This window comes from Litoreibacter halocynthiae, assembly GCF_004365635.1.
GTDB lineage: Bacteria > Pseudomonadota > Alphaproteobacteria > Rhodobacterales > Rhodobacteraceae > Litoreibacter > Litoreibacter halocynthiae.
Genome location: NZ_SOBH01000004.1, coordinates 259,517 through 284,831, shown reverse-complemented (window position 1 = coordinate 284,831; position 25,315 = coordinate 259,517). Strand labels below are relative to the sequence as shown.

At 60.2% G+C, this 25,315-nt stretch carries 21 protein-coding genes and 1 riboswitch; of the genes, 11 read left to right on the top strand and 10 right to left on the bottom strand.

Annotation, left to right across the window (positions count from 1 at the left end; all coding sequences use genetic code 11):
- Positions 1–12 precede the first annotated feature (12 nt).
- Positions 13–1,944, top strand: coding sequence for a penicillin-binding protein 1C (pbpC, locus tag BDE40_RS16605; protein WP_134016708.1), 1,932 nt, complete (start codon positions 13–15; stop codon positions 1,942–1,944).
- Here pbpC and BDE40_RS16600 read toward each other — a convergent pair whose 3' ends face one another.
- Both BDE40_RS16600 and BDE40_RS16595 read right to left on the bottom strand, forming a co-directional pair.
- Positions 1,945–3,120 carry an acetyl-CoA C-acyltransferase family protein gene (locus BDE40_RS16600; protein ID WP_134016465.1) on the bottom strand — a complete coding sequence of 392 codons (1,176 nt, stop codon included), beginning with the start codon at positions 3,118–3,120 and terminating at the stop codon, positions 1,945–1,947.
- Positions 3,121–3,217: 97 nt separating this feature from the next.
- Positions 3,218–4,033 (bottom strand): metallophosphoesterase family protein, encoded by an 816-nt coding sequence (locus tag BDE40_RS16595; RefSeq protein ID WP_162848115.1) that lies wholly within the window; start codon positions 4,031–4,033, stop codon positions 3,218–3,220.
- 160 nt (positions 4,034–4,193) lie between these two features.
- Between BDE40_RS16595 and BDE40_RS16590 the strand changes: the two genes are divergently transcribed.
- Complete coding sequence (locus BDE40_RS16590; protein ID WP_134016461.1) at positions 4,194–5,213, top strand: NAD-dependent epimerase/dehydratase family protein; 1,020 nt, start codon at positions 4,194–4,196, stop codon at positions 5,211–5,213.
- Here the strand turns inward: BDE40_RS16590 and BDE40_RS16585 are convergent.
- Positions 5,210–5,770 (bottom strand): DUF2585 domain-containing protein, encoded by a 561-nt coding sequence (locus BDE40_RS16585; protein ID WP_134016459.1) that lies wholly within the window; start codon positions 5,768–5,770, stop codon positions 5,210–5,212. The two genes, BDE40_RS16590 and BDE40_RS16585, sit on opposite strands and share 4 nt — an antisense overlap.
- A gap of 92 nt (positions 5,771–5,862) precedes the next feature.
- On the opposite strand from BDE40_RS16585, the gene BDE40_RS16580 reads away from it, so the two are divergent.
- Positions 5,863–7,431: a hypothetical protein gene (locus BDE40_RS16580; RefSeq protein ID WP_134016457.1), complete on the top strand. Its 1,569-nt coding sequence runs from the start codon at positions 5,863–5,865 to the stop codon at positions 7,429–7,431.
- Between the two features lie 61 nt (positions 7,432–7,492).
- On the opposite strand, the gene serA is transcribed toward BDE40_RS16580, so the two are convergent.
- Both serA and BDE40_RS16570 read right to left on the bottom strand, forming a co-directional pair.
- The gene (gene serA / locus BDE40_RS16575) at positions 7,493–9,088 is read right to left on the bottom strand and encodes a phosphoglycerate dehydrogenase (protein WP_134016455.1); all 1,596 of its coding nucleotides are present in this window, start codon (positions 9,086–9,088) and stop codon (positions 7,493–7,495) included.
- Positions 9,089–9,160: 72 nt separating this feature from the next.
- Positions 9,161–10,300, bottom strand: a complete 1,140-nt coding sequence (locus BDE40_RS16570) for a phosphoserine transaminase (protein ID WP_134016453.1) — start codon at positions 10,298–10,300, stop codon at positions 9,161–9,163.
- Positions 10,301–10,458: 158 nt separating this feature from the next.
- Here BDE40_RS16570 and serB point away from each other — a divergent pair, with 158 nt between their 5' ends.
- Entirely contained in the window at positions 10,459–11,331 is an 873-nt protein-coding gene (gene serB, locus BDE40_RS16565; protein WP_134016451.1) for a phosphoserine phosphatase SerB, read from the top strand.
- Here the strand turns inward: serB and BDE40_RS16560 are convergent.
- The 4 genes from BDE40_RS16560 to BDE40_RS16545 are packed head-to-tail and all read right to left on the bottom strand — an operon-like array spanning position 11,328 to position 16,030.
- Positions 11,328–12,110 carry a carnitinyl-CoA dehydratase gene (locus BDE40_RS16560; protein ID WP_134016449.1) on the bottom strand — a complete coding sequence of 261 codons (783 nt, stop codon included), beginning with the start codon at positions 12,108–12,110 and terminating at the stop codon, positions 11,328–11,330. The genes serB and BDE40_RS16560 overlap by 4 nt on opposite strands.
- Positions 12,107–14,128, bottom strand: coding sequence for an acetate--CoA ligase family protein (locus BDE40_RS16555; protein WP_134016447.1), 2,022 nt, complete (start codon positions 14,126–14,128; stop codon positions 12,107–12,109). The genes BDE40_RS16560 and BDE40_RS16555 overlap by 4 nt, the downstream gene beginning before the upstream one ends.
- On the bottom strand, positions 14,121–15,281 hold the full coding sequence (locus BDE40_RS16550; protein ID WP_134016445.1) for an acyl-CoA dehydrogenase family protein: 1,161 nt from the start codon (positions 15,279–15,281) through the stop codon (positions 14,121–14,123). Before BDE40_RS16550 ends, BDE40_RS16555 begins: the two co-directional genes overlap by 8 nt.
- Complete coding sequence (locus tag BDE40_RS16545; protein WP_134016443.1) at positions 15,281–16,030, bottom strand: class II aldolase and adducin N-terminal domain-containing protein; 750 nt, start codon at positions 16,028–16,030, stop codon at positions 15,281–15,283. Before BDE40_RS16545 ends, BDE40_RS16550 begins: the two co-directional genes overlap by 1 nt.
- 100 nt (positions 16,031–16,130) lie before the next feature.
- Here BDE40_RS16545 and ade point away from each other — a divergent pair, with 100 nt between their 5' ends.
- The 4 genes from ade (at position 16,131) to BDE40_RS16525 (ending at position 20,808) form a co-directional block, all read left to right on the top strand.
- On the top strand, positions 16,131–17,933 hold the full coding sequence (gene ade, locus BDE40_RS16540; RefSeq protein WP_134016442.1) for an adenine deaminase: 1,803 nt from the start codon (positions 16,131–16,133) through the stop codon (positions 17,931–17,933).
- Entirely contained in the window at positions 17,930–19,414 is a 1,485-nt protein-coding gene (locus tag BDE40_RS16535) for an AMP nucleosidase (RefSeq protein WP_134016440.1), read from the top strand. Before ade ends, BDE40_RS16535 begins: the two co-directional genes overlap by 4 nt.
- A gap of 133 nt (positions 19,415–19,547) precedes the next feature.
- The gene (locus BDE40_RS16530) at positions 19,548–19,838 is read left to right on the top strand and encodes an HU family DNA-binding protein (protein ID WP_073144880.1); all 291 of its coding nucleotides are present in this window, start codon (positions 19,548–19,550) and stop codon (positions 19,836–19,838) included.
- A gap of 100 nt (positions 19,839–19,938) precedes the next feature.
- Positions 19,939–20,808 carry a DMT family transporter gene (locus tag BDE40_RS16525; RefSeq protein WP_134016438.1) on the top strand — a complete coding sequence of 290 codons (870 nt, stop codon included), beginning with the start codon at positions 19,939–19,941 and terminating at the stop codon, positions 20,806–20,808.
- Here BDE40_RS16525 and aroC read toward each other — a convergent pair.
- A complete protein-coding gene (gene aroC, locus BDE40_RS16520; protein ID WP_134016436.1) occupies positions 20,805–21,899 on the bottom strand; it encodes a chorismate synthase in 1,095 nt (364 codons plus the stop codon). The two genes, BDE40_RS16525 and aroC, sit on opposite strands and share 4 nt — an antisense overlap.
- A 92-nt stretch (positions 21,900–21,991) precedes the next feature.
- A riboswitch (TPP riboswitch) is annotated at positions 21,992–22,091 on the top strand.
- A gap of 35 nt (positions 22,092–22,126) precedes the next feature.
- On the opposite strand from aroC, the gene BDE40_RS16515 reads away from it, so the two are divergent.
- From BDE40_RS16515 to BDE40_RS16505, 3 genes are read left to right on the top strand one after another with little or no spacing between them, the layout of a single operon-like run.
- Positions 22,127–23,110 (top strand): thiamine ABC transporter substrate-binding protein, encoded by a 984-nt coding sequence (locus tag BDE40_RS16515; RefSeq protein ID WP_134016434.1) that lies wholly within the window; start codon positions 22,127–22,129, stop codon positions 23,108–23,110.
- Entirely contained in the window at positions 23,086–24,633 is a 1,548-nt protein-coding gene (locus tag BDE40_RS16510) for a thiamine/thiamine pyrophosphate ABC transporter permease ThiP (RefSeq protein WP_134016432.1), read from the top strand. Before BDE40_RS16515 ends, BDE40_RS16510 begins: the two co-directional genes overlap by 25 nt.
- On the top strand, positions 24,620–25,315 hold the full coding sequence (locus tag BDE40_RS16505; protein ID WP_134016430.1) for a thiamine ABC transporter ATP-binding protein: 696 nt from the start codon (positions 24,620–24,622) through the stop codon (positions 25,313–25,315). Before BDE40_RS16510 ends, BDE40_RS16505 begins: the two co-directional genes overlap by 14 nt.

Genomic DNA, 25,315 nt, shown 5'->3' with positions numbered 1-25,315 from the left:
GGTCGCACCGAAATGCCGGTGCTGGCCATCGAAACCGGCGTAGAGGTCCTTGATCGGCGCGGGTCACTGTTGCGGGCTTTTCAAACCTCAGACGACCGCTGGCGGCTTTCCATATCCGTCGCCGAAGTCGATCCGGAGTTTTTGCGTCTCCTGATCCGCTATGAAGACAAACGCTTCTACAGCCATGCTGGCGTTGATCCTGTTGCGATGATGCGTGCAACTGCTCAAGCGGCATGGAACGGGCGCGTCATTTCTGGCGGGTCGACCCTGACAATGCAGGTCGCACGTTTGCTGGAGGAAAGCGGCACAGGCTCATGGCCCGGAAAGCTGCGCCAAATCCGGCTTGCCTTGGCGTTGGAGCAGCGACTGAGTAAGGAGCAAATCCTGTCGCTCTATCTAGTGCGCGCACCCTATGGCGGCAATCTGGAAGGGCTGCGCGCGGCCAGTCTGGCCTATTACCGCAAAGAACCGCGCCGCCTGACCCCAACGCAGATGGCTATGCTGATCGCGCTGCCGCAATCGCCTGAAAGCCGCAGACCCGACCGTTTCCCGAAACACGCGCTACTGGCGCGAAACCGTGTTCTGGAGCGTCTGGTTGGCGACGGCGCTTTGAAGCCGGAGGACAACACAGCGCAAACACTTCGGGCAAAGCGTCACGACTTTGCGGCACTGGCACCGCATCTGACGGACCGCGCTCGCAGTACGGAAGGCGGGCAGGTCATTCGCACCACTTTGGACGCAGGCATTCAGCAAAAGCTGGAACGGCTGGCTGCCACGGCCGTGGGAGCAGGTGGCCAGTATCTGTCGACTGCGATTATGGTGGCGGACCACCAGACGGGCGAGATTATCGCGTCCGTCGGCTCTGCCAGCTACGCCAATGATCGGCGGGGTGGGTTTATTGATATGACGCAGGCGCGTCGCTCCCCCGGGTCGACCTTGAAGCCGTTGATTTACGGCATGGGGTTCGATCAGGGTCTAATCCATCCCGAATCGCTGATTTCCGACCGGCCCATGCAATTCGGGGCTTATGCGCCGCAGAATTTCGATGGCCTGTTTCGCGGTGACATTCGTGTGCGGGAAGCTTTGCAGGCCTCCTTGAACCTCCCCGTCGTGAGTGTGTTGGACAGGCTTGGCCCCGCAAACCTGATTGCTAAACTGCATCAGGCGGGAACGTCGCCGCAACTGGCGGGTGATCAGGCTGGCCTCGCCATTGCGCTGGGTGGTTTGGGCTTAAGTCTCACTGAACTTGTCCAGCTATATGCCGCTATTGCGCAGCCCGACGGGGCGAAGACCCTCGCGGCGATTCAAAAGGATATCACGCCCCTACCTTCGGTTTTGAGCAAGCGGGCAAGCTGGTATATTGGCGATATCCTCAAGGGTGTTCCGCGTCCGGCAATGGCAGGGCGCAAGGACGTCGCCTTCAAGACGGGGACGTCTTACGGGCACCGTGATGCTTGGGCGATTGGGTATAACGGACGGCATGTGATTGGCGTCTGGATGGGGCGGGTCGACGGCACGCCTGTGCCGGGGGCCTTCGGTAGAGAGCTGGCCGCGCCGCTCATGTTTCAAGCCTTCGATAAGGTAAAACCCCAGAGCGATCCGTTGCCTGCGCCGCCACGCGATGCGTTGCTGTTAGGAAACGCCGAACTGCCGCGGCCCCTGCAACGGTTTACCAGCCGCTCCGAGCAAAAAGGCGTGGCGCAGGATCATCCCAAGGTGGCCTTTCCACCTGATGGCGCGCGCGTTGCGCGGCGTGATGGTGCAGTGACGGTTCAAATCAGGGATGGTGTTGCGCCGTTCACATGGCTGCAAAACGGCGCGCCGGTTCTCACCAACAGCTGGGAGCGTCAGGCGCAGCTGGTCCCGTCAGGACGCGGGTATCTGCAAGTAAGGGTAATTGATGCCCGAGGCCGCGCCGCGGGCACCACTATTTTTGCCGAGTAATCAGACCCGTTCAATCGCCAAGGCTATGCCCTGACCGCCACCGATACACATGGTGATCAGCGCTTTTGATCCGCCGGTCCGTTCCAGTTCGTGCAAAGCTTTGACCGTGATGATGGCACCTGTCGCCCCAACCGGGTGGCCCAAAGCAATTGCACCACCGTTGGGATTCACTTTGGCAGGGTCGAGGCCCAGTTCCTGCGAAACCGCCAGTGCTTGTGCTGCAAAGGCTTCGTTGGACTCGATCACGTCGAAGTCGCTGGCTTTCAGGCCCGTGCGTTTCAGCAGGTTTTGCACCGCGGGAACGGGGCCAATACCCATGACCTCCGGCCGCACCCCTGCGTGGGCATATCCGATGATGCGCGCGCGAGGAGTCAGGCCGGATGCCTTTGCCGCAGCCTCCGTGGCCAGCACGACTGCGCCAGCACCATCATTGATGCCGGATGCGTTGCCGGCCGTTACGGTGCCGTCTTTCTGGAACACAGTACGCAGCCCTGCCAACACCTCTAGCGAGGTCGCTTTGGGGTGCTCGTCCGTGTCAAAAGGCACCATGTCACGTTTCACGCGGACTTCGACGGGCACGATCTCGTTCTTGAAGTAACCTGCCTCAATGGCGCGTGCGGCACGGGTCTGGCTCTCCAGCGCAAAGGTGTCTTGTGCCTCGCGGGTGATGTTATGTTCCGCCGCGACGTTCTCGGCGGTGATACCCATATGGCCAGTGCCGAACGGGCAGTTCAACGCGCCCAGCATCATGTCTTGGGATTTGATGTCGCCCATTTTCTGACCCCAACGCGCGTCGGGCATGATGTAGGGGGAGCGGCTCATGTTTTCTGCGCCACCCGCAAGGCCGAACTCTGCGTCGCCCAGCATCAGCGACTGGATCACCGAGACGATCGCTTGCACGCCGGAGCCGCATAGCCGGTTCACGTTCATCGCGGGAACGGTGTCAGGAACACCTGCTTGCATAGCGGCGGCGCGGGACAGGTACATGTCCCGCGGTTCGGTGTTGATCACGTGGCCGAACGCAACATGCCCGATTTGGGACGGGTCGACCCCGGCCCGCTCCATCGCCGCTTTCGAAACTGTTGCGCCAAGGTCGATAGGGGGGGTGCTGGCAAGTGCGCCGCCAAAGGTGCCGATGGCCGTGCGTGCGCCGCTCAGGATCATAATTTCAGACATTCTGGGTCCTCCGTGTGTGTCACGCCAAGCTTACTGCATTTCTTCGCGGGCGTAGAGGTTACGTTGCGTTGTCACCAATTCGAACGGTAGCGGTACCTCAGCCGTTTTGACGAGGCTCCGTGGTTTGTAAAAACTCGACGGTTCCGTCGGGCAGGATCGCGGCAGCAGTCAGGCAGCCAGTGGAATACCCACCAGTATCCACCGAAATGCGCCCGTCTTCGCAAACAGCGTTCTCCATGACGGTGTGCCCGTGCGCGACCCAGTGTCCGTCAGAGCGCGCCCGGCTCAGGAACTCGGGGTGACCCCAGAGCAGAACACGCGAAGACTGGTCGTCGATTGCGCGCCCCGGATCGGCTCCGGCATGGGTTATCATCAGATTTCCAGACCTGACCGACATCGGTAGGGAACGTACCCAATCTTCTACTTGGTCGCCCATCTGCGCGCGCAACGCAGCGGCGATGGCCCCTGAGGTCGCTGTCCAATCAGCCTCTTCAGGAAGGTCGATACCAAAGCTGGCCAGAGTTTGCGCCGCACCGTTCCGGAACCACCTTGCATGCCTGGCTTCTGGAGCGTCAAGAAAGTCGAGCATCATCTGCTCGTGATTGCCAAGGATACAGGTCACGTTCTGCGGAAACTCGCTTGCCAACTCGTACAGCCGCGTCAGGACGGCGGAGCTTGACGGTCCGCGGTCAACATAGTCACCGACGAAGACCAGCTTGGGATCGCTTAGATCCAACGAGCCGATAACATGGTCGATTTGCTCTAGAATATGTTCAAGCAAATCGAGCGTTCCGTGTAGGTCACCCACCACGAAATGGGCTGAGGTCGGGTTTGGCCGCGAGACGTTCCGCCCGTCAGAGTGCTCCTGAGTGGCGGCTTTCTTGCTTTTGAAAAAAGAACGCAGCAGGTTCATTGGGCTACTCTCGGTTGGGTGCCTTACAGTTGGTGGCCTCAGCGGCGAAATGCAAGCGAAACAGGGGCAACGGCACCAACTCGCGGAAAGTCGCACTTTTTCGTGTTTGACCTGATAGGCAAATTGCCAGACGTAGGCTTGGACACAGGGAGTAACGATCATGACAGCAAAGAAACGCGCCGCACTGGTCTCCGGTTCGGCAGGGTTTATTGGCTACCATGTTGCGGCCCGTTTGCTGGCGGATGGCTTCAAGGTCGTGGGCTTCGATGGCATGACGGATTACTATGATGTGACGCTGAAGCAGCGACGCCATCAGATGCTGTCCCAATCCCCTAATTTCACACCGATCGAAGGCTTGTTGGAAACGGACGGCTTGGTCATGGACATCATGTCTGAGCACGAGCCGGATGTCGTTATCCATCTTGCCGCGCAAGCCGGTGTCCGGTGGTCCATCGAAAACCCGCGCGCCTATGTCGACGCCAATCTGATCGGTGCGTTTAACGTATTGGAGGCTGTGCGGGCGCATCCGTGTGATCATCTGTTGATGGCATCCACTTCGTCGATCTACGGTGCAAATACCGTCATGCCTTATGAGGAGACCCACAAGGTCGACACTCAGATGAGCTTCTACGCCGCCACCAAAAAGGCGAACGAGGCAATGGCCCATTCCTATTCCCACCTCTACGACATGCCCGTGACGATGTTCCGCTTTTTCACGGTGTATGGTCCTTGGGGGCGTCCCGACATGGCGTTGTTCAAGTTCACCAAGGCGATACTCGAAGGGACCCCGATTGACGTCTACAACCACGGCGACATGAGCCGCGACTTCACCTATATCGACGACTTGGTGGAAGGTATCCGGTTGCTTGTCGACACCCCGCCTGTGCGCCCCGAAAGTAAGGTCACAGACGGCGATAGCCTATCACCCGTCGCGGCGTGGCGGGCGGTCAATATCGGCAACGGCGAGCCGGTGCAGCTTATGGCGTTTATCGAGGCGATCGAAGCAGCGACAGGACGCGAGGCGAAAAAGAACTTCATGGATATGCAGCCCGGCGATGTGCCTGCGACATGGGCCGAAGCTGATCTATTAAAGCACCTGACGGGGTATCAACCCAAGACAGACGTGCGCACGGGCGTTGCGCGCTTTGTCGAATGGTATCGCGTTTACTATCAGGTCTAGCCCGCCGCCTGCCACTCGCGGATCGCATCCAGCGGGTAAAGCAGCATGATGATATTCAGCGCCAGACCATCGCGGATGGCGGACATTACGACGACCTCGGCGATGATCACGATTGCGACGCTGACCCACACTGGCAACCGGTGTGCCAGCCAGAAGCCGACCCACATGGCGATGATGTCGAAGACCGAGTTCAGAACGCTGTCGCCGTAGTAATCCAGCGCTATTGTCACCTCGCGGTAGCGGTTGATGACGGCGTCGGTGTTTTCCAGAATTTCCCACGCGGCTTCGATCACGGTGGCGATGGTGAGGCGCCAGCCTATGTTGATCCGCCGCGCAACCAGCCAGAGCAGAAAGTAGAAGATGAACCCGTGCAGCAGGTGCGAGGGCGTGTACCAGTCCGAGATGTGCTGCGAGTTCTCGGAACTCATCGTCTCCAGATGCAGCAGCTTGATATAGCCGCATTTGCACATGGGAACACGGCCCATCCACAGCAGGATGAGGGCCGTGGCGACAAGGATGCCGAAGGTGATCCAGTAGGGAAGGTAACGCTTGCTCATGAAGCGCACGGAATCACGCAAGCGGTAGGGGTGTAAAGCCTTTTCTGTGTCATGAACTTGCCCGCGCCACGGCGTCGTGCGACGGTCGGCCAATGAATTCCTTAGATACCTTTGCTCCGTTCTCTGCGGCAGAACAGAAACTTATAGACGACGCAACAAACCCCGAGCGCACCAGCGTCGGGGATGGGAACTTGCCCAAAGCCGCCGAGCCTGTCCACACGATCAGGGGCGAATTAATCCGGCATTTGCTGTTGGGATTCGACGCGCTGCACGACAAGGGTATTCGCCTCCGCGGGGCGTGGATCAGCGGCACGCTGGATCTGCAAGGATGCGATTGCGAGCGGGACATTTCGCTGTCGCATTGCCACCTGAGCAACCCGATCAATCTGGTCAACGCGCGGCTGCGCGGGCTGCACCTTTCGACCTGTCACCTGACGGGATTATCCGCTGACAACACGTCGTTTTCAGGATCGGTTTACATCAGGGCCGGCACCATCGTCATGGGCGAGATTTCGATGGCAGGCGCGCGGATCAGTGGCGATCTGCAAATATGCGACGCGACCATCGAAAGCCCCACGCAAGACGCCATCTTCGCGCCGTCCTTGCGGGTGGAGGGTTCTGTCTTTCTGGGCAACTACCCCTATGCCAAGAGCGTGACAGAGTTGCACGCGACGGGGCTCTTGTTCTTCTCATCCGCACGGGTCGAGCATGATTTTTTCATCACCAACACCTCTATCAGTCTGCCGCAGAATGACGTCATTACGGCCCCCGTTTTCGATCCCAGCGAGGAGCATGGCTACGGCATGGCGTTGAGCCTCGCGCGGGCTCGTATCAACGGCATCCTGTATATGACCGATAACCACATTACGAAGGGCATGGTCAATCTGGCTGCCGCCGAGGTGGCGCGGTTTCGGGATGAGCCTGTGGGGCCTGGGGCTTCTTATCCGATCAGGCTCGACGGGTTTCGCTATAGCGATTTCTCCCGCCATGTGGACACCAAGATTACCGCGCGTCTGGACTGGCTTGCCCGCAAGCCGGACGACATGCCCTTCACTTCGCAACCCTACGAGCAGCTTGCGACCGTGCTGCAATCGCTGGGTCACCGCAAAGATGCCCGCTCGGTTCTGATGCGCAAGGAGCGCCTTTTGCGCGCGGAAGATAGACGCCTGATGGCAGAACGTGGGGTTAACGGCCCGCGACGTGCTTTGGCGCGGGTGGCGGATGATTTTCTGCGGTGGACCATCGGCTACGGCTACAGGCCCGGCAGGGCCGTGGTGGTGGCGATTGTGATGATCATCTCGCTTGGCGTGTTCTTCCAGCGGACGTGGGATGCGGGCGACATGGCGCCGAATGCGGCCCCCATTCTCGTGTCGCAGGACTGGGTCGCGGCGACCCAGTCGCATCCTGAAAACCCTGCGGTGTTCTGGTCCGCCCCCGGTCAGGGCGGGCAGGATTGGGAGACGTTCAACGCCTTCGCCTACGCCGCGGATGTGGTTATTCCGCTGGTGAATTTCGGGCAGGAGGGCGCTTGGGCACCGTCCACCTCACGCTCTCCTCTGGGCAAGATCGCGTGGTGGGTGCGGTGGTTCGCCAAGTCTATCGGATGGATCGTTGCGGCGCTGGGGGCGGGTGCCATTACCGGCTTGATCCGTAAGGATTAACCGCCAACGAAAAACGCCGCCACCCTGAAGGCAGCGGCGTTAAATGCGTGTAGATTTTAGATTATGCCACGTCGAAATGCAGTGTTTTCACCTGTTTGAACATGCCAGTCTCCGTCAGTTTCTTGAGGACCGGTGCTGGTACGGGTTCATCGACATAAAGCAGCGCAATTGCACCTTTTCCGGCGGATGAGCGGCCCAAGGTGAAGTTGGCGATGTTCACTCCATTCTCCCCCATGGTCTGGCCCAAAGTGCCGATGATGCCGGGGACATCCTCGTTGGTGGTATAGAGCATGTGCTCCCCGATCTCGGCGTCAATGTTGATGCCTTTGATCTGGATGAAGCGCGGTTTTCCGTCGGAGAATACCGTGCCAGCAATCGACCGCTCGCGCTTGTCGGTGACAACGGTCAGCTTGACGTAGCCGTCAAACACACCGGATTTGTCCTGCGTCGTGGTCGAAATTTTCACACCACGCTCCTTTGCGATAACCTGCGCCGACACCATATTCACATCTGGATTGGTAGCCTTCATGATACCTGCCACCGCAGCGCAATTCAGCGCCTCCAGATTCATTTGGGACACGTTGCCGTTATAGGTGATCTGGATTTCCTTCATCGCCTCGTCGGTCATCTGGCCGATGAACGCACCAAGGTGTTCGGACAATTTTACCCATGGCCCCATGACCTTAGCCTCTTCCGCCGTGACGGAGGGCATGTTCAGCGCGTTGGCAACCGCGCCTGTCAAAAGGTAGTCCGACATCTGCTCGGCCACTTGCAGGGCGACGTTTTCTTGCGCCTCGGTGGTGGCAGCACCCAAGTGAGGGGTCACAACCACGTTGGGCAGGTTGAACAGCGGGCTGTCAGTGGCTGGTTCGACCTCGAACACATCAAAAGCGGCGCCTGCGACCTTGCCGGATTTGAGCGCGTCGGCCAGTGCGGCCTCGTCCACCAAACCACCACGGGCGCAGTTGATGATGCGCACGCCGTCTTTCATCTTGGCGATGTTTTCCTTTGAAATCATGCCACGGGTTTTGTCGGTGGCAGGCACATGCAGCGTGATGAAGTCGGAGCGGGCGAACAATTCGTCGAGCTCCACTTTGGTCACGTTCAGCTTGTCTGCGCGTTCCTCGGACAGGAAGGGATCATAGGCGATCACCTTCATTTTAAGGCCAACGCCGCGTTCGCAGACGATGCCGCCGATATTGCCTGCGCCGATAACGCCTAGGGTTTTGCCGGTGAGCTCGACCCCCATAAACTTGGATTTTTCCCACTTGCCTGCATGGGTGGACGCCGACGCCTCGGGGATCTGACGGGCCACGGCGAACATCATCGCGATGGCGTGTTCGGCGGTGGTGATCATGTTGCCGAACGGGGTGTTCATCACGATGATCCCCTTTTTCGAGGCGGCGGGAATGTCGACATTGTCGACGCCGATACCAGCACGGCCAATGACCTTCAGTTTGTCAGCGGCGGCGATCAGTTTCTCGGTCGCCTTGGTGGCAGACCGGATGGCGAGGCCGTCATATTGGTCGATGATCGACAGCAGCTTTTCTTTGTCTTTGCCAAGGTCGGGCATGAAGTCCACGTCGATGCCGCGGTCGCGGAAAATCTGGACGGCGGTCTCGGAGAGTTTGTCGGATACGAGTACTTTGGGGGCCATGATGGGCTCCTATATTTAGCGGTATGAATTACGTCGGCTTTGCGTCGGCAAAGCGTATGGCACGAAACGGGTTTAGGAGTTGATCTCTTGCTCGAACGCATAGGCGAGCCACGGGAGCATGGCTTCGATGTCGGAGGTCTCGACCGTGGCGCCGCACCAGATGCGCAGGCCCGGAGGGGCGTCGCGATAGGCTCCGATGTCGAGGGCTACGTTTTCCGACTCCAGACGCTTGGCGATGGCCTTGGCGAATGCCGCGCCGTCGGTGATCCGGTCGTCGGTGAACTTCAAACACACGGAGGTGTTGGAGCGAGTCGCGGGATCGGTGGCAAGGAAGTCGATCCAGTCATGCGCCGCGACGAAATCGGTGATCGCGGCGGTGTTGGCATCGGCGCGGGAGATGAGGCCTTTGAGGCCGCCCACGGATTTGGCCCAATCCAGCGCGAAGAGGTAATCCTCGACGCACAGCATCGACGGCGTGTTGATGGTGGCACCTGTGAAGATACCGTCGATCAGCTTGCCGCTCTTGGTCAGGCGGAAGATTTTGGGCAGGGGCCATGCGGGGGTGTAGCTTTCGAGACGCTCCACCGCGCGGGGCGACAGGATCAGGACGCCATGCGCGCCTTCGCCGCCCAGCACTTTCTGCCAGCTGAAGGTGGTGACGTCCAAGCGGTCCCACGGCAGGTCCGTTGCAAAAGCGGCGGAGGTGGCGTCACACAGGGTCAAACCGGCCCGTTCGGCGGGAATAGAGTCTTTCGACGGCACGCGCACGCCGGAGGTGGTGCCGTTCCATGTGAAGCAGACATCGTTGTCGAAATTGACTTGGGTAAAATCGACGATCTCGCCGTAATCGGCGGTCGTGACTTCAGCATCGATCTTCAGTTGCTTGACCACGTCGGTGACCCAGCCGGAACCGAAGCTTTCCCACGCGAGCATCTCGACCGGGCGTTCGCCCAGCAGGTTCCACATGGCCATCTCATACGCGCCGGTGTCGGAGGCGGGCACGATGCCGATTTTGTAGTCGGCAGGGATACCCAGCACGTCGCGGGTGGTCTCGATCGCGGCAAGCAGCTTGGCTTTGCCGACAGCGGCGCGGTGCGAGCGACCCAGTGGGGCGTCGGCCAGTTTATCGAGCGTGAATGTGGGGGGTTTGGCACAGGGGCCGGAAGAAAAGCGCGGATTCGTCGGCTTGGTGGCCGGAGCTTTCGTAGTCATAATGTCTACCCTTACAGATATATTGCCTCTCGTTGGGGAGAGGTGTCCCACTGGCGTCACTACGGAAGGGCGCGGGCTTTCACAATAGAGAAAACGTCGCTATAGCGCCGCTTGAGTGATTATTTGCGACACGCTTCTCCACGATAGGAAACTTCCCGATGTTCGTAGCGACCCTTCTATGCGACCCATCTTCGCCGAAACTGGACGCCGCCTTGCCTGCGAACCTGCGCAACGCGTGGGGCGGCGGGGACGTGATCTGGTTAATGCCGGACGTCGCGGCGGAGTTTGCTTTGGCGAGCGTTCCGGCGAATGTGGAACAGGTGTGGGAGGAGTGTCAGACACTGGGCGTGGATCTGGTGATCCAGCCGATGGAAGGGCGGCGCAAGAAGATGCTGCTGGCCGACATGGACAGCACGATGATCCAGCAGGAATGTATCGACGAGTTGGCCGACGAAGCGGGCGTGGGCGCGCGCGTGGCGGATATTACGGCTCGGGCCATGAACGGGGAGCTGGATTTCGAGGCTGCGCTGAAAGAGCGTGTGGGGCTGCTGGAAGGGCTGGAGTCCGGTGTAATAGAGACTGTTCTAGCGACACGGATCACCTATATGCCCGGCGGGAAAGAGTTGGTTTCGACGATGAAGGCCAATGGCGCTTATGCGGCGCTGGTGTCGGGCGGGTTTACGGCGTTCACGGCCTCGGTCGCGGCGGCGCTGGGCTTTGACGAGAACCGCGCGAACACGTTGCTGGAAGAAGGCGGCAAGCTGACGGGGCAGGTCGCGATGCCGATTTTGGGCCGTGAGGCCAAGGTACAGGCGTTGGAAGAAATCACGGCGCGGTTGGGGATTTCAGAGGCTGACGTGCTGGCGGTTGGCGACGGTGCAAATGATCTTGGCATGTTGCAACGGGCAGGTGCGGGCGTGGCGTTGCACGCGAAACCGACGGTGCAGGCGCAGGCGAAGATACGGGTGAACCATGGTGATCTGACCGCGCTTCTGTTCCTGCAAGGTTATGCGGTGAACGATTTCGCCTAGCGGCCTTTCCAGACCGGATCGCGCTTTTCGGCGAAAGCTTTTGCGCCTTCAAGCTGGTCCTCGCTGGAATAGAGCCGTTTTACGGTCTCAAACTTGCTGCCGGTAATCTGGTCCATCGTGTCCTGAAACTTCTCATCCTCGGCTTCGCGCACGATTTCCTTGATCGCGGCGTAGACCAATGGCGGGCCGGAGGCGAGCAGGCGGGCCATGTCCCATGCTTCCTCCATCAGCTTTTCGGCGGGGTGGATGTGGTTAACAATGCCCCAGCCGCGCGCCTCCTCGGCGTTGAACCAGCGGCCGGTGAACAGCAATTCCATCGCGATGTGATAGGGGATGCGTTTTGGCAGCTTGACGGAAGCCGCGTCGGCCACGGTGCCGGAGCGGATTTCGGGCAGGGCGAAGGTGGCGTGATCGGCGGCAAGGATGATGTCGGCGGACAGCGCCAGTTCCAGGCCTCCGCCGCACGCAATGCCGTTCACGGCGGCAATCACCGGCTTGTTGAGGTTGGGCAACTCCTGCAGCCCGCCAAAGCCGCCGACGCCGTAGTCATCGTCGACCGCGTCACCGTCAGCAGCGGCTTTCAGGTCCCAGCCGGGGCAGAAAAACTTGTCGCCAGCGCCGGTGATGATGGCCACGCGCAGGTCGGGGTCGTCGCGGAAATCGGCGAAGACGTCGCCCATGATACGGGAGGTCGCGAGGTCAATGGCGTTGGCCTTGGGGCGGTCGAGCGTGACTTCGAGAATAGTGCCTTCGCGGCGGGTTCTGATGGGGTTTGTCATGGGGTCCTCCGGATGAGTGCGTCTGCTGCGACGGCGCTGTTTGGGCCGCAGATGAGGGGGTTTACCTCGACCTCCGCCACCGCGCCGTCTTGGGCGATGACATAGGATTGAATGGCGAGGATTGCGTTGGTGATTGCGTCGATGTCGCAAGGAGCCGCGCCGCGATAGCCGGTTAGTAAGGGATGCGTTCTAAGGCGTGTTAGAGCCTGTTTTATAGCTTCCGGCGTGCTGGGGATGAGCACGGATTGGGTGTCGTTTAACAGCTCTGTCAGTATGCCGCCTGCGCCGATGGTCAACAGGTAGCCATGGGCGGGGTCTTGCGTGACGCCGATCAACAGCTCCGCGCCTGCGTCGCACATTTCTTCGACGTGGAATGAGGTGGCGTTGATCATGCTGTCCATCGCGTCGCGCACCTCGGCGCGCGAGTTGCAGTCGAGGATCACGCCGCCGACATCGGATTTGTGCGCCATGCCCTCGGCCTTCACCACGACGGGGAAGGTCAGCGCGTCGAGGCCGGTGGCGCTGTGGTTCGTCTGGATTGCTTTGGGGACCGACAAGCCGAACGCGGCGAGGGCGGCTTTGGCGTCGAATTCGGACAGGGTCTCGGTGGCCTCCGCAAAGGGGCGTTTTAGCACGGGCTCGGACGGAGGCGATTTGCGCGGGCGGGATGCGGCCTCAACCGCGTTCAGCGCCTCGGCCAAGCCGGCGAAGGGGATCACGCCGCCTTCCATGAGCTGCGCCGCGATGGCTTCGGGCATGAGCTCGGGCAAGGTGGCGACAACGGCTACGGGCTTGCCGGTCGCCTTGCGCATCCGCAGGGCGGCGTTGGTGGCGCAGGCCCAATCGCTGGCGTCGCAGATGTCGCCGCGCGGGTAGTCGAGCACCACCAGCGTCAGCGCGATATGCGGCGCGGCCATGGCGGACCACGCGGCGGTCATCGCGTCTTCGTCGCGCCAGATATAGGTGTGGTAGTCAAGCGGATTGGCCAGCGCGACCTTGGGGCCGAGGGCGTTAAACAGGCTCTGTTTCTGCTCAATTGTGAGTTCAGGGAAGGTCAAGTCGTGGTGATCGGCCATGTCGGCGACCAAGGACGCCTCGCCGCCGGAGCAGCTGATGGAGGAGATCTGGTTGGAGGTGAGCGGCCCTGCGACATGCAACAGCTTCAGCGTTTCAAGGAAACTGGGCAGGTCGGGGGATCGGAGTATGCCGAGTCGGTCGAGGAACGCCTGCGCGGCGGTGTCACCACCTGCCAGCGATGCAGTGTGACTGATCGTGGCGGCCTGCGCGTGGGTGGATTTGCCGACCTTGAGGGCGACGAGCGGGATAGATTTTGCGTGCGCTTTAGCGGCGAGGGCTTCCCAATGGGTGAGGTCGCCGAAGCCTTCTATGTGCAGGCCGATAGCGGTGACGCGGGGATCGTCGAGCAGGGCCAAAGCGATGTGGGCTTGCGTGGTCTGCGCCTGATTTCCGGCGGTAATCATGTAACCGATGGGCAGGCCACGGGTCTGCATCGTCATGTTGATCGAGATGTTGGAGGACTGGGTGAGGATTGCAACGCCGCTATCGACGCGCTTACAGCCGTGTTGGTCGGGCCAGACGGCGACGCCATCCAGCGCGTTGATGAAGCCGTAGCAGTTGGGACCGAGAATCGGCATGTCGCCTGCGGCCTTGAGCAAACGAGCCTGCGCGTCGGTGCCGGAAATATCCTCGCCACTGGCTTCTGCATAGCCGGAGGCAAAGCAGACCGCGCCGCCAGCGTCGAGTTTCCGCATACGTTCAACCGCGCCGATGGTCGCCTCTCGGTTGATGCCGATGAAGGCGGCATCAGGGACTTCGGGGAGGTCAATCACGCTGGGATAGGCTCTGATTCCGGCGATCTCGGGCTTTACCGGATGGACGGCGTAAAGCGTGCCGCGATAGCCAAACTTGCGGGCCTGATGCAGCACGGCCTCGCCCCATGCTCCGCCGCCGATCACCGCGAGGGATTTGGGGTTCAGAAGGCGCGACAGGTCAGGCACCGAGCGCCCTCAGCAGGTCGCGGCTGATGATGTGGCGCTGGATTTCGGAGGTGCCGTCCCAGATGCGTTCCACCCGCGCGTCGCGCCAGAAACGCTCCAGCGGGAAGTCGTCCATGAGACCCATACCGCCGTGAATCTGGATCGCGGCGTCGGTGACGCGGCCCAGCATTTCGGAGGCGTAGAGCTTGGCCGACGCGATCTCGCGGTTAGACGGCAGACCTTGGTCCAGCCGGTCGGCGGCGGCGAGGGTGAGCAGGTCGGCGGCGTCAATCTCGGTGATCATGTCGGCAAGCTGGAAGCTGACGCCTTGGAACTTGCCGATGGGCTGGCCGAATTGTTCCCGCTCTGCGGCGTAGCTCAGCGCGTAGTCGAACACGCGGCGGGCGCGGCCGACGGACATCGTGGCGACGGTGATGCGGGTGGCGTAGAGCCATGTGTTCATCACCTCGAAACCGCCATCGACCTGCCCCAACACCTGTGCGTCGGGCAGGCGGCAGTCGTCGAAATCGAGGATCATGTTCTTGTAGCCGCGATGGGACACGGATTTGTAGCCGTCGCGGATAGTGAAACCGGGGGTGCCGCGATCAACCAAAAAGGCGGTAATTCTCTTTTTAGGGCCTTTTGGCGTGTCATCTTCGCCGGTGGCGATGAAGACGATGAAGAAATCGGCGTGGTCGGCGCCAGAGATGAAATGCTTGGTCCCGTTCACCACCCAATCGCCGCCATCACGGACGCCGGCGCATTTCATGCCGCGAATGTCGGAGCCTGCGCCCGGTTCTGTCATGGCAAGGGCGTCCATGCGCTCGCCCCGCACGGCGGGCATGAGGTAGCGTTCTTTCTGGTCGCCTTCGCAGGCCATCAGGATGTTTTGGGGGCGGCCGAAGAAGTGGTTGAGTGCCATGGAGCCTCGTCCAAGTTCACGCTCGACCAGCGCAAAATCAAGGTGGTTCAGCCCCGCACACCCTACGCTTTCGGGGAAGTTACAGGCGTAAAAACCCAGATTTAGAGTCTTTTGTTTGATGTCTTGGGCGATCTCGTCAGGCACCTCGCCGGTGCGCTCCACCAGTTCCTCATGCTGGTAGATTTCCTTTTCCACAAAACTGCGGACGGTGGAGACGATCATCTCCTGCTCTTCGGTCAGTCCATATTGCATCAGGTCGCGTAGTCCGGTTGTTCGGTGTCGAGAATGGCCTTGAGTTCGGCCAAATGGCGGATGTCCTGTTCTGGGTAGTTTTCAATCTCGTCCGCGGTCTTGGCGGCGATGTCATCGGGCAGGATCGACAGGGGGCGACCAGTTTGAAGGGCTCGGATATAGACCTCGCAGGCGCGCTCGAAGAAATACATGCGGTTGAAGGTGTCGGCCACGGTGTCGCCGATGACCATGATGCCGTGGTTGCCCATGATCATAACCTTCTTTTTCGGGTCGGTGAACAGTTGGGCGCAACGCTCGCCTTCCTCCTCGAAGGCCAGCCCGCCGTAGCTGTCATCGACCACCTGACGGTCGTAGAACATCGCCGCGTTCTGGTCGAGCGGGGGGAGGATTTTGTCCTCCAGACAGGCAAGAACCGTGGCGTGGATGGAGTGGATGTGCATGGCGCAACGGGCGTGTGGACAGTGGCGGTGCAGACCGCCATGAAGGCCCCAAGCGGTCGGATCAGGCGCGTTAGGGCCTTTTAGAGTGTCAGGATCGTTGGCGTCGATCACCAGCATGTCGGAGGCTTTGATGCGCGAGAAATGCACCTGATTGGGGTTCATCAGGAACTTGGTGCCGTCGTCGTTAATGGCGAAGGAGAAGTGGTTGGACACGCCCTCGTGCATATTCAGCCGTGCGGTCCAGCGGAAGGCGGCGGCGAGGTCGACCCGCTCCGCCCAGTGTTCGATATTTGCTTGTGTTCCGTCCATGTCATGCCCCTTTCACTTTCGGCAAGTAAGGCATTTTGGGCGCGATATGACTAGCGATTTTGCGACTTGCACCTGTGGGCAAAGTCTGGACAATTGGAACATGGAACACCAACCCCTCAAATCATGGGCCGACAGCGCTGCAACCTTGGTTGCCGTTGCGGCTGGTCGTGCGCCTGCGGACACGGTTCTGCGTGGCGGGAAAGTCGTGAACGTACACACGCGGGAGGTGCTGGACGGCTGGCAGGTTGCCATCAGTGCCGGGCGGTTTGCCTATGTCGGGCCGGATGCGACGCATTGCATCGGGCCGGATACGGATGTGATCGAGCTGGGCGGGCGTTACCTGATTCCGGGGCTGTGCGACGGGCATATGCACATTGAATCGGGGATGCTGACGCCTGCGGAGTTTGCCAGCGCCGTGATCCCGCATGGCACCACGACGATGTTCACCGACCCGCACGAGATTGCCAATGTGCTGGGGCTTCGGGGTGTCAAGCTGATGCATGATGAGGCTCTGATCCAGCCGATTTCGATCTATACGCAGATGCCAAGCTGTGCGCCGTCTGCGCCCGGTTTGGAAACCACAGGGTATGAGATTGGCCCAGATGATGTGGCAGAGGCGATGACATGGCCGGGCATAATCGGGTTGGGGGAGATGATGAATTTCCCCGGCGTGGTGAGCGGCAGCCAGCAGATGCTGGCGGAGATTGCAGCGACGCAGAATGCGGGGAAAACAGTGGGCGGGCATTATGCCTCGCCCGATTTGGGGCCTGACTTTCATGCTTATGCCGCCGGTGGCCCTGCGGATGACCATGAAGGCACCTGTGAAGCGGACGCGATTGCGCGGGTGCGGCAGGGGATGCGGTCGATGATGCGGCTGGGCTCGGCTTGGTATGATGTGGAGACGCAGATCACGGCGGTGACGGAAAAGGGGCTGGATTCGCGGAATTTTATCCTATGCACTGATGATTGCCATTCCGGCACGTTGGTTAATGACGGGCATATGAACCGCGTGGTGCGCCATGCGATTGAATGCGGTTGCGACCCGTTGGTGGCGTTGCAGATGGCGACAATCAACACCGCAACGCATTTCGAGTTGGAGCGGGAGTTGGGCTCCATCGCGCCGGGGCGGCGAGCGGATTTGATTGTGACGTCTGATTTGCGGGAACTGCCGATTGAGCGGGTGATTGCGCAAGGGCGGACCGTGGCGGAAGCGGGCGAGATTACCGTGACCTGCCCGCATCTGGACTGGCCTGATGATGCGCGGCAGACGGTGCATCTGGGACGCGAGTTGAGCGCGGCGGATTTCGAGATTAAGGCACCTGACGGGGTGGAGGCGGTCACGGCCAAGGTGATTGGCGTGGTGGAAAACCAAGCACCGACGGAGGCGCTGAAACGCAAGGTTGCGGTGAAACAGGGTCTATTAGAGCCGGAAGGCGCAGTTTGCCAGATTGCCTTGGTGGAGCGTCACAGAGGCACCGGTGACGTGGTCAACGCGCTGGTGGAAGGCTTCGGGTACGAGGGCAACATGGCGATGGCATCGACCGTGGCGCATGACAGCCACCACATGATCGTCGTCGGCACCGACCGCGCGCAGATGGCGCTGGCGGCGAACCGCTTGGCGGAGGTCGGCGGCGGCGTCACCGTTTGGAAAGACGGAGAAGAACTGGCATTGGTCGAGCTGCCGATTGCGGGCCTCATGTCCGACCGGCCCGCGAGAGAAGTCGCGGCCAAAGCCGACAAAATGGTCGCGGCCATGCAGGCCTGCGGCTGTACATTGAACAACGCGTATATGCAGCACTCGCTGCTGGCGCTCGTGGTCATTCCATCGCTTCGGATATCCGATCTGGGGCTGGTGGACGTGACCAAATTTGAACTGACAGATTTGATAGAGGAAACTCAATGAACGGCACTGATGCCAATCTACCCTTTCGTACTCCCGACACTGCGGCTGCGGAGCTGTTTAGCGACCCCAAAGCGGCGGTTGAGCGGTTGCAGGAGCTTTACGACACGGCCACTTCCTTTCTGACGCAGAGCTTCCGCGATAGCCTTGTGGGCAACCCGCCCGCCGAGCGTTACCGCGCATTCTACCCTGAAATCAGGATCACCACGCAGAGCTTTGCCAAGATCGACAGCCGCCTGAGCTTTGGCCACGTGGCCAAACCCGGTACCTACTCGACAACCGTAACGCGGCCGGACTTGTTTCAATACTACCTTGAGCAGCAAATACAGTTGCTGATCGACAATCACGGGGTTTCGGTGGAAATCGGGCCGTCTTCGACGCCTATGCCGATGCACTTCGCCGTTGCAAATGCGACTGACCTCACCGTGCCGCAAGATGGCGCGATGGAATTCACCCTGCGCGACGTGTTTGACGTGCCGGATCTGGCGACAACGAATGATGACATCGTAAATGGCACGCTGGCGGAAATGCTGGAATCGCCCGCTCCGCTGGCGCCGTTCACCGCGCAACGGATCGACTATTCGCTGGCGCGCCTGTCGCATTACACGGCGACCGAGGCCGAGCATTTTCAGAACCATGTCCTGTTTACCAACTACCAGTTCTACGTCGAAGAGTTTGAGGCTTACGCGCGGCAGATGCTGGCGGATCCGGACAGCGGCTACACGGCATTCGTGAGCACCGGAAACCATGTGCTGACCGACCCTGAAGGCTCGATCCCCGTGACCGAGAAAACACCGCAAATGCCGACCTATCACCTGAAGCGCAAGCACGGGTCTGGCATCACCTTGGTTAATATCGGGGTGGGGCCGTCCAATGCGAAAACCGCAACCGATCATATTGCGGTGTTGCGGCCTCATGCGTGGATCATGGTCGGGCATTGCGCGGGCTTGCGGAACTCGCAAAGTCTGGGTGATTTCGTGCTGGCGCATGCCTACTTGCGCGAGGATCACGTGCTGGATGATGACCTGCCGGTTTGGGTGCCAATTCCGGCGCTGGCGGAGATCCAGATCGCGCTAGAGAAGAGTGTGGCCGAGATCACGCAATTCGAAGGGTTCGATCTGAAACGGATCATGCGCACCGGGACTGTTGCGACCATCGACAACCGCAACTGGGAGCTGCGTGACCAGTCCGGTCCGGTTCAGCGGTTAAGCCAGTCCCGCGCGATCGCGCTGGATATGGAGAGCGCGACGATTGCCGCCAACGGGTTCCGGTTCAGGGTGCCGTACGGGACGCTGCTTTGTGTCTCCGACAAGCCGCTGCATGGGGAGTTGAAGCTGCCAGGAATGGCGTCAGACTTCTATAAAACGCAGGTTTCGCGGCATCTTTTGATCGGAATTCGGGCGATGGAGCATCTTCGGGAAATGCCTTTGGAACGGCTCCATTCGCGGAAATTACGCAGTTTTGCCGAAACTGCGTTCCTTTGACCCTAGGTAAACCGCGAAAAAACGTGAAAAAGAAGGGGTTTTTGCACACTAATTGTTGTGCGACCCCGCAATATTCAGTTAGGTTCTCGCGATAACACCCCAAAGGTGGGGCAATAGAGAGGGAGCAGAGCTCATGGCAACGAAACCTATGACCAAGACACAATTGGTCGCAGCATTGGCTGAAGAAGCAGGCACAGACAAAAAGGGCGCAGCTGCATCCTTGGACGGCCTGATCGCAATCATCACCCGCGAAGTATCCGGCGGCGGTGCAGTGACCCTGCCCGGCGTTGGCAAAATCTACTGCCGCGAACGTCCGGCACGTATGGTTCGCAACCCCGCCACTGGCGAGCAGATTTCTAAAGACGCTGACAAAGTGGTCAAAATGACCATCGCGAAAGCTCTGAAAGACAGCGTTAACGGCTAATCGCCGGATACGTTTACAGAATTAGGGGTCGCCTTCGGGCGGCCCTTTTCTTTTGCGCCTATTCGCGTGACAGTGCCGCGAAACAGGCAAGGATTTCGGCGTGGATTTTAGAGCGATTTTGATGGGGCTGGCCTTTGCCCTGATGTGGTCCAGCGCCTTCACCTCGGCGCGGATAATCGTGGCTGACGCCCCACCGCTCTATTCGCTGAGTTTGCGGTTTTTGATTTCCGGATTGCTTGGCATACTGATCGCTAAAATGTTGGGTCAAACGTGGAAGTTGAGCCGTGCGCAATGGCGGGCGACGTGGATCTTCGGGATCTGTCAGAATGCGCTGTATTTGGGTCTAAATTTCGTCGCCATGCAATGGATCGAGGCGTCGCTTGCGGCGATCATTGCCTCGACCATGCCGCTGTTGGTAGCATTGGTGGGATGGCTGGTGTTCAAGGACCGCGTGCCGCTGATGGGCATGATCGGATTGGTCGCGGGGATCGCGGGCGTTGTGTTGATCATGGGCAGCCGGATCAGCGGCGGCGTTGATGTTTTAGGCGTGGTGTTCTGCCTGATCGGGGCGATGGCGCTGACCTTTGCGACTTTGTCGGTGAAAGGGGCCGCGTCGGGCGGGAATGTGCTGATGATCGTCGGCCTGCAAATGCTGGTCGGCTCGGCCTGCCTATTTGCCGTCGCGGTGCCGTTGGAGACATGGGATGTGACCTTGAGCCCGACATGGATCGCGGCGTTCGTTTACACCACGTTGGTGCCCGGGCTTTTGGCGACATGGGTCTGGTTCATGCTGGTAGGCCGCGTCGGGGCAGTGAAGGCGTCGACGTTCCACTTCCTCAACCCTGTCTTTGGCGTCGGGATCGCGGCTGTGCTGCTTGGCGAGAGCATCGGCATGACCGATTTCGTCGGCGTGCTGATTATCGCCGGTGGCATCCTTGCAGTGCAGCTGGCGAAGCAGAAGATAATTTAACCGATTTTGCCTTGGTTAGAGCCGATTTGGCCACGGTGCAGCAACATATGGTCGAGGATCACGCAGGCCATCATCGCCTCGCCCACGGGAACGGCGCGGATGCCGACGCAGGGGTCGTGGCGGCCTTTGGTGATGATCTCGGTATTCTCGCCGGACTTGGTGATCGTCTTGCGGGTGGTGAGGATCGAGCTTGTGGGCTTCACGGCGAAGCGCACGACAATGTCCTGACCCGTGGAGATACCGCCTAAGATGCCGCCTGCGTGGTTGGAGCTGTAGACGGGGCCGTCCGGCCCCATGCTGATCTCGTCCGCGTTGGCCTCTCCGGTGAGCATGGCGGCTTGCATTCCTGCGCCGATTTCGACGCCTTTGACCGCGTTGATCGACATCATGGCGGCAGACAAATCAGTGTCTAACTTGGCATAAACGGGTGCGCCTAGCCCAGCGGGAGCGTGTTGGGCGACGACTTCGATCATAGCACCAACGGAACTGCCGGACTTGCGCAACCCGTCCAGATAGTCGGCCCATGTAGCGGCCGCGTCGGCATCAGGCACCCAGAACGGATTCTGGTCGATCTGATCCATGTCGCGCTTGTCGGTTTTGTGCTCGCCCATCTGCACCATGAAGCCGGTGATCTTCAGATCGGGAGCAAGCATCTTGATCGCTTCCCGAGCCACGCCACCTGCCGCCACACGGGCAGCAGTTTCGCGGGCAGAGGAGCGACCGCCGCCGCGATAGTCACGGATGCCGTATTTGGTCCAATAGGTGATGTCGGCGTGGCCGGGGCGGAATTTTTCGGCAATGTCGCCGTAATCCTTGGAGCGCTGGTCGGTGTTCTCGATCATCAACTGGATCGGTGTGCCAGTCGTGACGCCTTCAAACACGCCGGACAGGATGCGCACCTCGTCCGCTTCGCGGCGCTGGGTGGTGTATTTGTTTTGACCGGGTTTGCGCTTGTCGAGCCAGACCTGAATCATCTCGGCCGTCAAAGGAACGCCGGGGGGGCAGCCGTCGACGGTCGCGCCAAGCGCAGGCCCGTGGCTTTCGCCCCAAGTGGTCACGCGGAAAAGATGGCCAAAGCTGTTCATCGACATGGGGTGTCTCCCTTTTGGCAGTGGTCTAGCGGTGGCTCACGCCGCCCTCAAGACCTTTCGCCTTGCCGATGTGGTGGCTGGGGCTTACATATCACGATACCTCGGGGGGCCATCACTGGCTGAGATAGCGCAAGCTGACCCGTTGAACCTGAACCGGTTAAGACCGGCGGAGGGAAGGTTTGAGATGCTCTCACTCCCCACTCCGTCCGGCGTTTTGGAGGAATGAGATGAAAAAGACCCTTCTGAGCGTAGGACTGATTGCACTGGCTGGCTCGGCATTTGCCGAGGACAAGCCCGTGCTGACGATCTACGCGCCTGACTACTTTACCAGCGAATGGGGCCCCGGCCCGAAGATCGAGGCGGCGTTTGAAGAGACGTGCGCTTGCGACGTGAAATATGTGGCGGGCGATGTGCTTCCGCGTCTGTTGCTGGAAGGCGAGCGGACCAAGGCGGATGTTGTGATCGGGCTGAACACCGATGTGACCAAAAAGGCGCGTGAAACGGGTCTATTCTTGCCTCATGGGCAGGATACCAGTGATCTGACTTTGCCGATTGAGTGGACGGATGACGTGTTCCTGCCGTTCAACTGGGGTCACACGGCGTTCATCTACAACACCGAGAAGATGGCCGATGCGCCGACCACGTTTGACGCGTTTTTGGCGGATGAAGACACCAAGGTGGTGTTGCAGGACCCGCGTAGCTCGATCTCTGGCCTAGCTTTGATGCTTTGGGTCAAGGCGGTCTATGGCGATGACAGTCAGGAGGCGTTCAACAAGCTGGCGCGCAAGACGCTGACGGTCACCAAGGGCTGGTCGGAAAGCTACGGCATGTTCACCGACGGCGAGGCCGATATGGTGCTGAGCTACACCACGTCGCCCGCCTATCACATCATCGCGGAGGAGGATGAAACGAAACGCGCGGCGATCTTTGACGAGGGGCATTACTTCATGACGGAACTGGCGGCGCAGGTGAAAGGCTCTAGTCAGCCGGAACTGGCGCAGGCATTCATGGATTTCGTGTTGTCGGAGACGTTTCAGTCAATGATTTCGACGGCCAACTGGTCCTTCCCTGCGAAACTGGACGCGGACAAGCTGCCGGATGGGTTCAAGAAGTTGGATATGCCTGAAAAGGCGCTGTTCTACTCAGAAGATGAAGCCGCTGAATTGCGCGATGCCGCGCTGGACGAATGGCTGAGCGCGTTCAGCCAGTAAGCCTGTCCACCTTCGGCGGGGCGGCGGTGGTTGCCCTGCTATTGGTGCTGACACTAGGCACGCTCGGCGCGGTTGCGTGGCGGGCGGAAGAAATGTCGGCGCTGTCGCGTTCCGACTGGTCTGCCGTGCGGTTTACGCTGTGGCAAGCGGCGGTGTCGGCGGTGCTAAGCGCGGTTTGCGCGATCCCCGTCGCCCGCGCGTTGGCACGGCGGCAGTTTTGGGGCCGGGGGGCGTTACTTACCATTCTGGGCGCACCATTTATTTTGCCGGTAATCGTTGCGGTACTGGGCTTGCTGGCGGTTTACGGTCGGAGTGGGATAGTATCGGATGCGCTGGTTTGGGCTGGATTAGAGCCTGTTTCCATATACGGATGGCATGGTGTGATCCTTGCGCATGTGTTCTTTAACTTGCCCTTGGCAACGCGGTTGATCCTGCAAGGCTGGCTATCCATTCCGGCGGAGCGGTTCCGCTTGGCACAGTCGCTTGGCTTCACCTCACGCGATATTGCGCGGCATCTGGAGCGCCCGATGCTGCGGGAGGTTTTGCCCGGTGTGGTCATGGTGATTTTCTTGATCTGCACGACCAGCTTCGCAGTGGCGCTGGCCTTGGGCGGCGGGCCGAAAGCGACGACGATCGAGCTGGCGATTTACCAAGCGTTCCGGTTTGACTTCGACCTTGGCAAGGCGGCGCTGCTGGGATTGGTGCAGTTCGCCATCTGCGCGGTGCTGGCATTGGTGTCGCTGACGGTTTCCGTTCCTGCGGGGCAGGGCGCGGGGCTGGACCGTGTCGTGCCACGCAATGACGGCTCCAAGGTTTTGGACGGGTTTGCTATTGCCGTTGTGGCGTTATTCTTGATCACGCCTTTGGCGATGATTGTAGCGAAGGGGCTGCCGGGATTGCCTGATTTGTCGCTGAGCATCTTGGGCGCGGCGTGGCGATCGGTGTGGGTCGCGGTGAGTTCTGCCGTCTTGACGGTTGTTTTGGCCCTTGCGCTGGCGTTGCTGTCGCTAAGGTGGGGGCGAGGGTTTGAGGCTGTCGGATATCTGTCCGTGGCGGCTTCGCCTTTGGTGATCGGCACGGGACTGTTTATCCTGACTTACCTTTGGATAGACCCTGTTTTGCTTGCCTTGCCAGTTACAATCGTCGTGAACGCGGCGATGAGTTTGCCGTTTACCTTGCGCGCCTTGTCGCCTGCATTGCGTCAGGTCGAGGCGGATTATGGGCGTCTGGCAGCCTCTCTGGGGCTGTCGGGGTGGGCGCGGCTGAAGATCGTGGTGCTGCCGCGCTTGCGTCGCCCTTTGGGCTTTGGCGCCGGACTAGCAGCGGCGTTGTCGATGGGGGATCTGGGCGTCATCACCCTGTTCGCTGATCCTAGTCGCGCGACGTTGCCGCTGGCACTGTATAATCTGATGACGGCCTATCGGATGGAACAGGCGTTCGCCGCGGCCTTGGTGCTGTTGGTGCTGAGTCTGACCTTGTTCTGGCTGTTTGATCGTGGAGGTCGCGTGGATGCTGACATTTGACGAGGTGGAGATCGTGCAGGGGGACTTCTCACTGAGCGCGGATTTTTCCATCGAACCCGGCGCGATGGTTTCTGTGATCGGGCCATCCGGCGCGGGGAAATCGACGCTCTTGTCGGCGCTGGCGGGGTTTGTTCCTGCCACCAGCGGTCGCATTTTGTGGGAGGGTGTCGACATCACCAAAGCCGCCCCCGCCGAGCGGCCACTAGCTATGGTGTTTCAGGACAGCAACTTGTTTCCGCATTTAACGGTAGCGCAGAATGTCGGGCTTGGGGTGAAACCCAGTCTGAAGCTGTCAGCGCAAGAGCACACCCGCGTTGCGGAGGCCTTGGCGCGAGTCGGACTTAGCGGCTTCGAGGCGCGCAAGCCCGCGGCCCTGTCCGGCGGACAGCAAAGCCGTGTGGCGCTGGCACGGGTGTTGCTGCGCGACAAGCCGGTGATGGTGCTGGACGAGCCTTTTGCCGCCCTTGGTCCCGCGTTGCGGGTCGAGATGCTGGCCCTGATGGTGGAAATCGCTGAGGAGCGCGGGTTAACGGTCCTGATGGTGACCCACGACCCCAAAGACGCACGGCAGTTGGATGGCAGCACGATTTTGGTCGCCGATGGGATCGCTCATGCACCTGTTCCCACAGGACCGTTTCTGGACACCCCGCCGGAGGCGTTGCGGGCCTATCTTGGCGGCTGA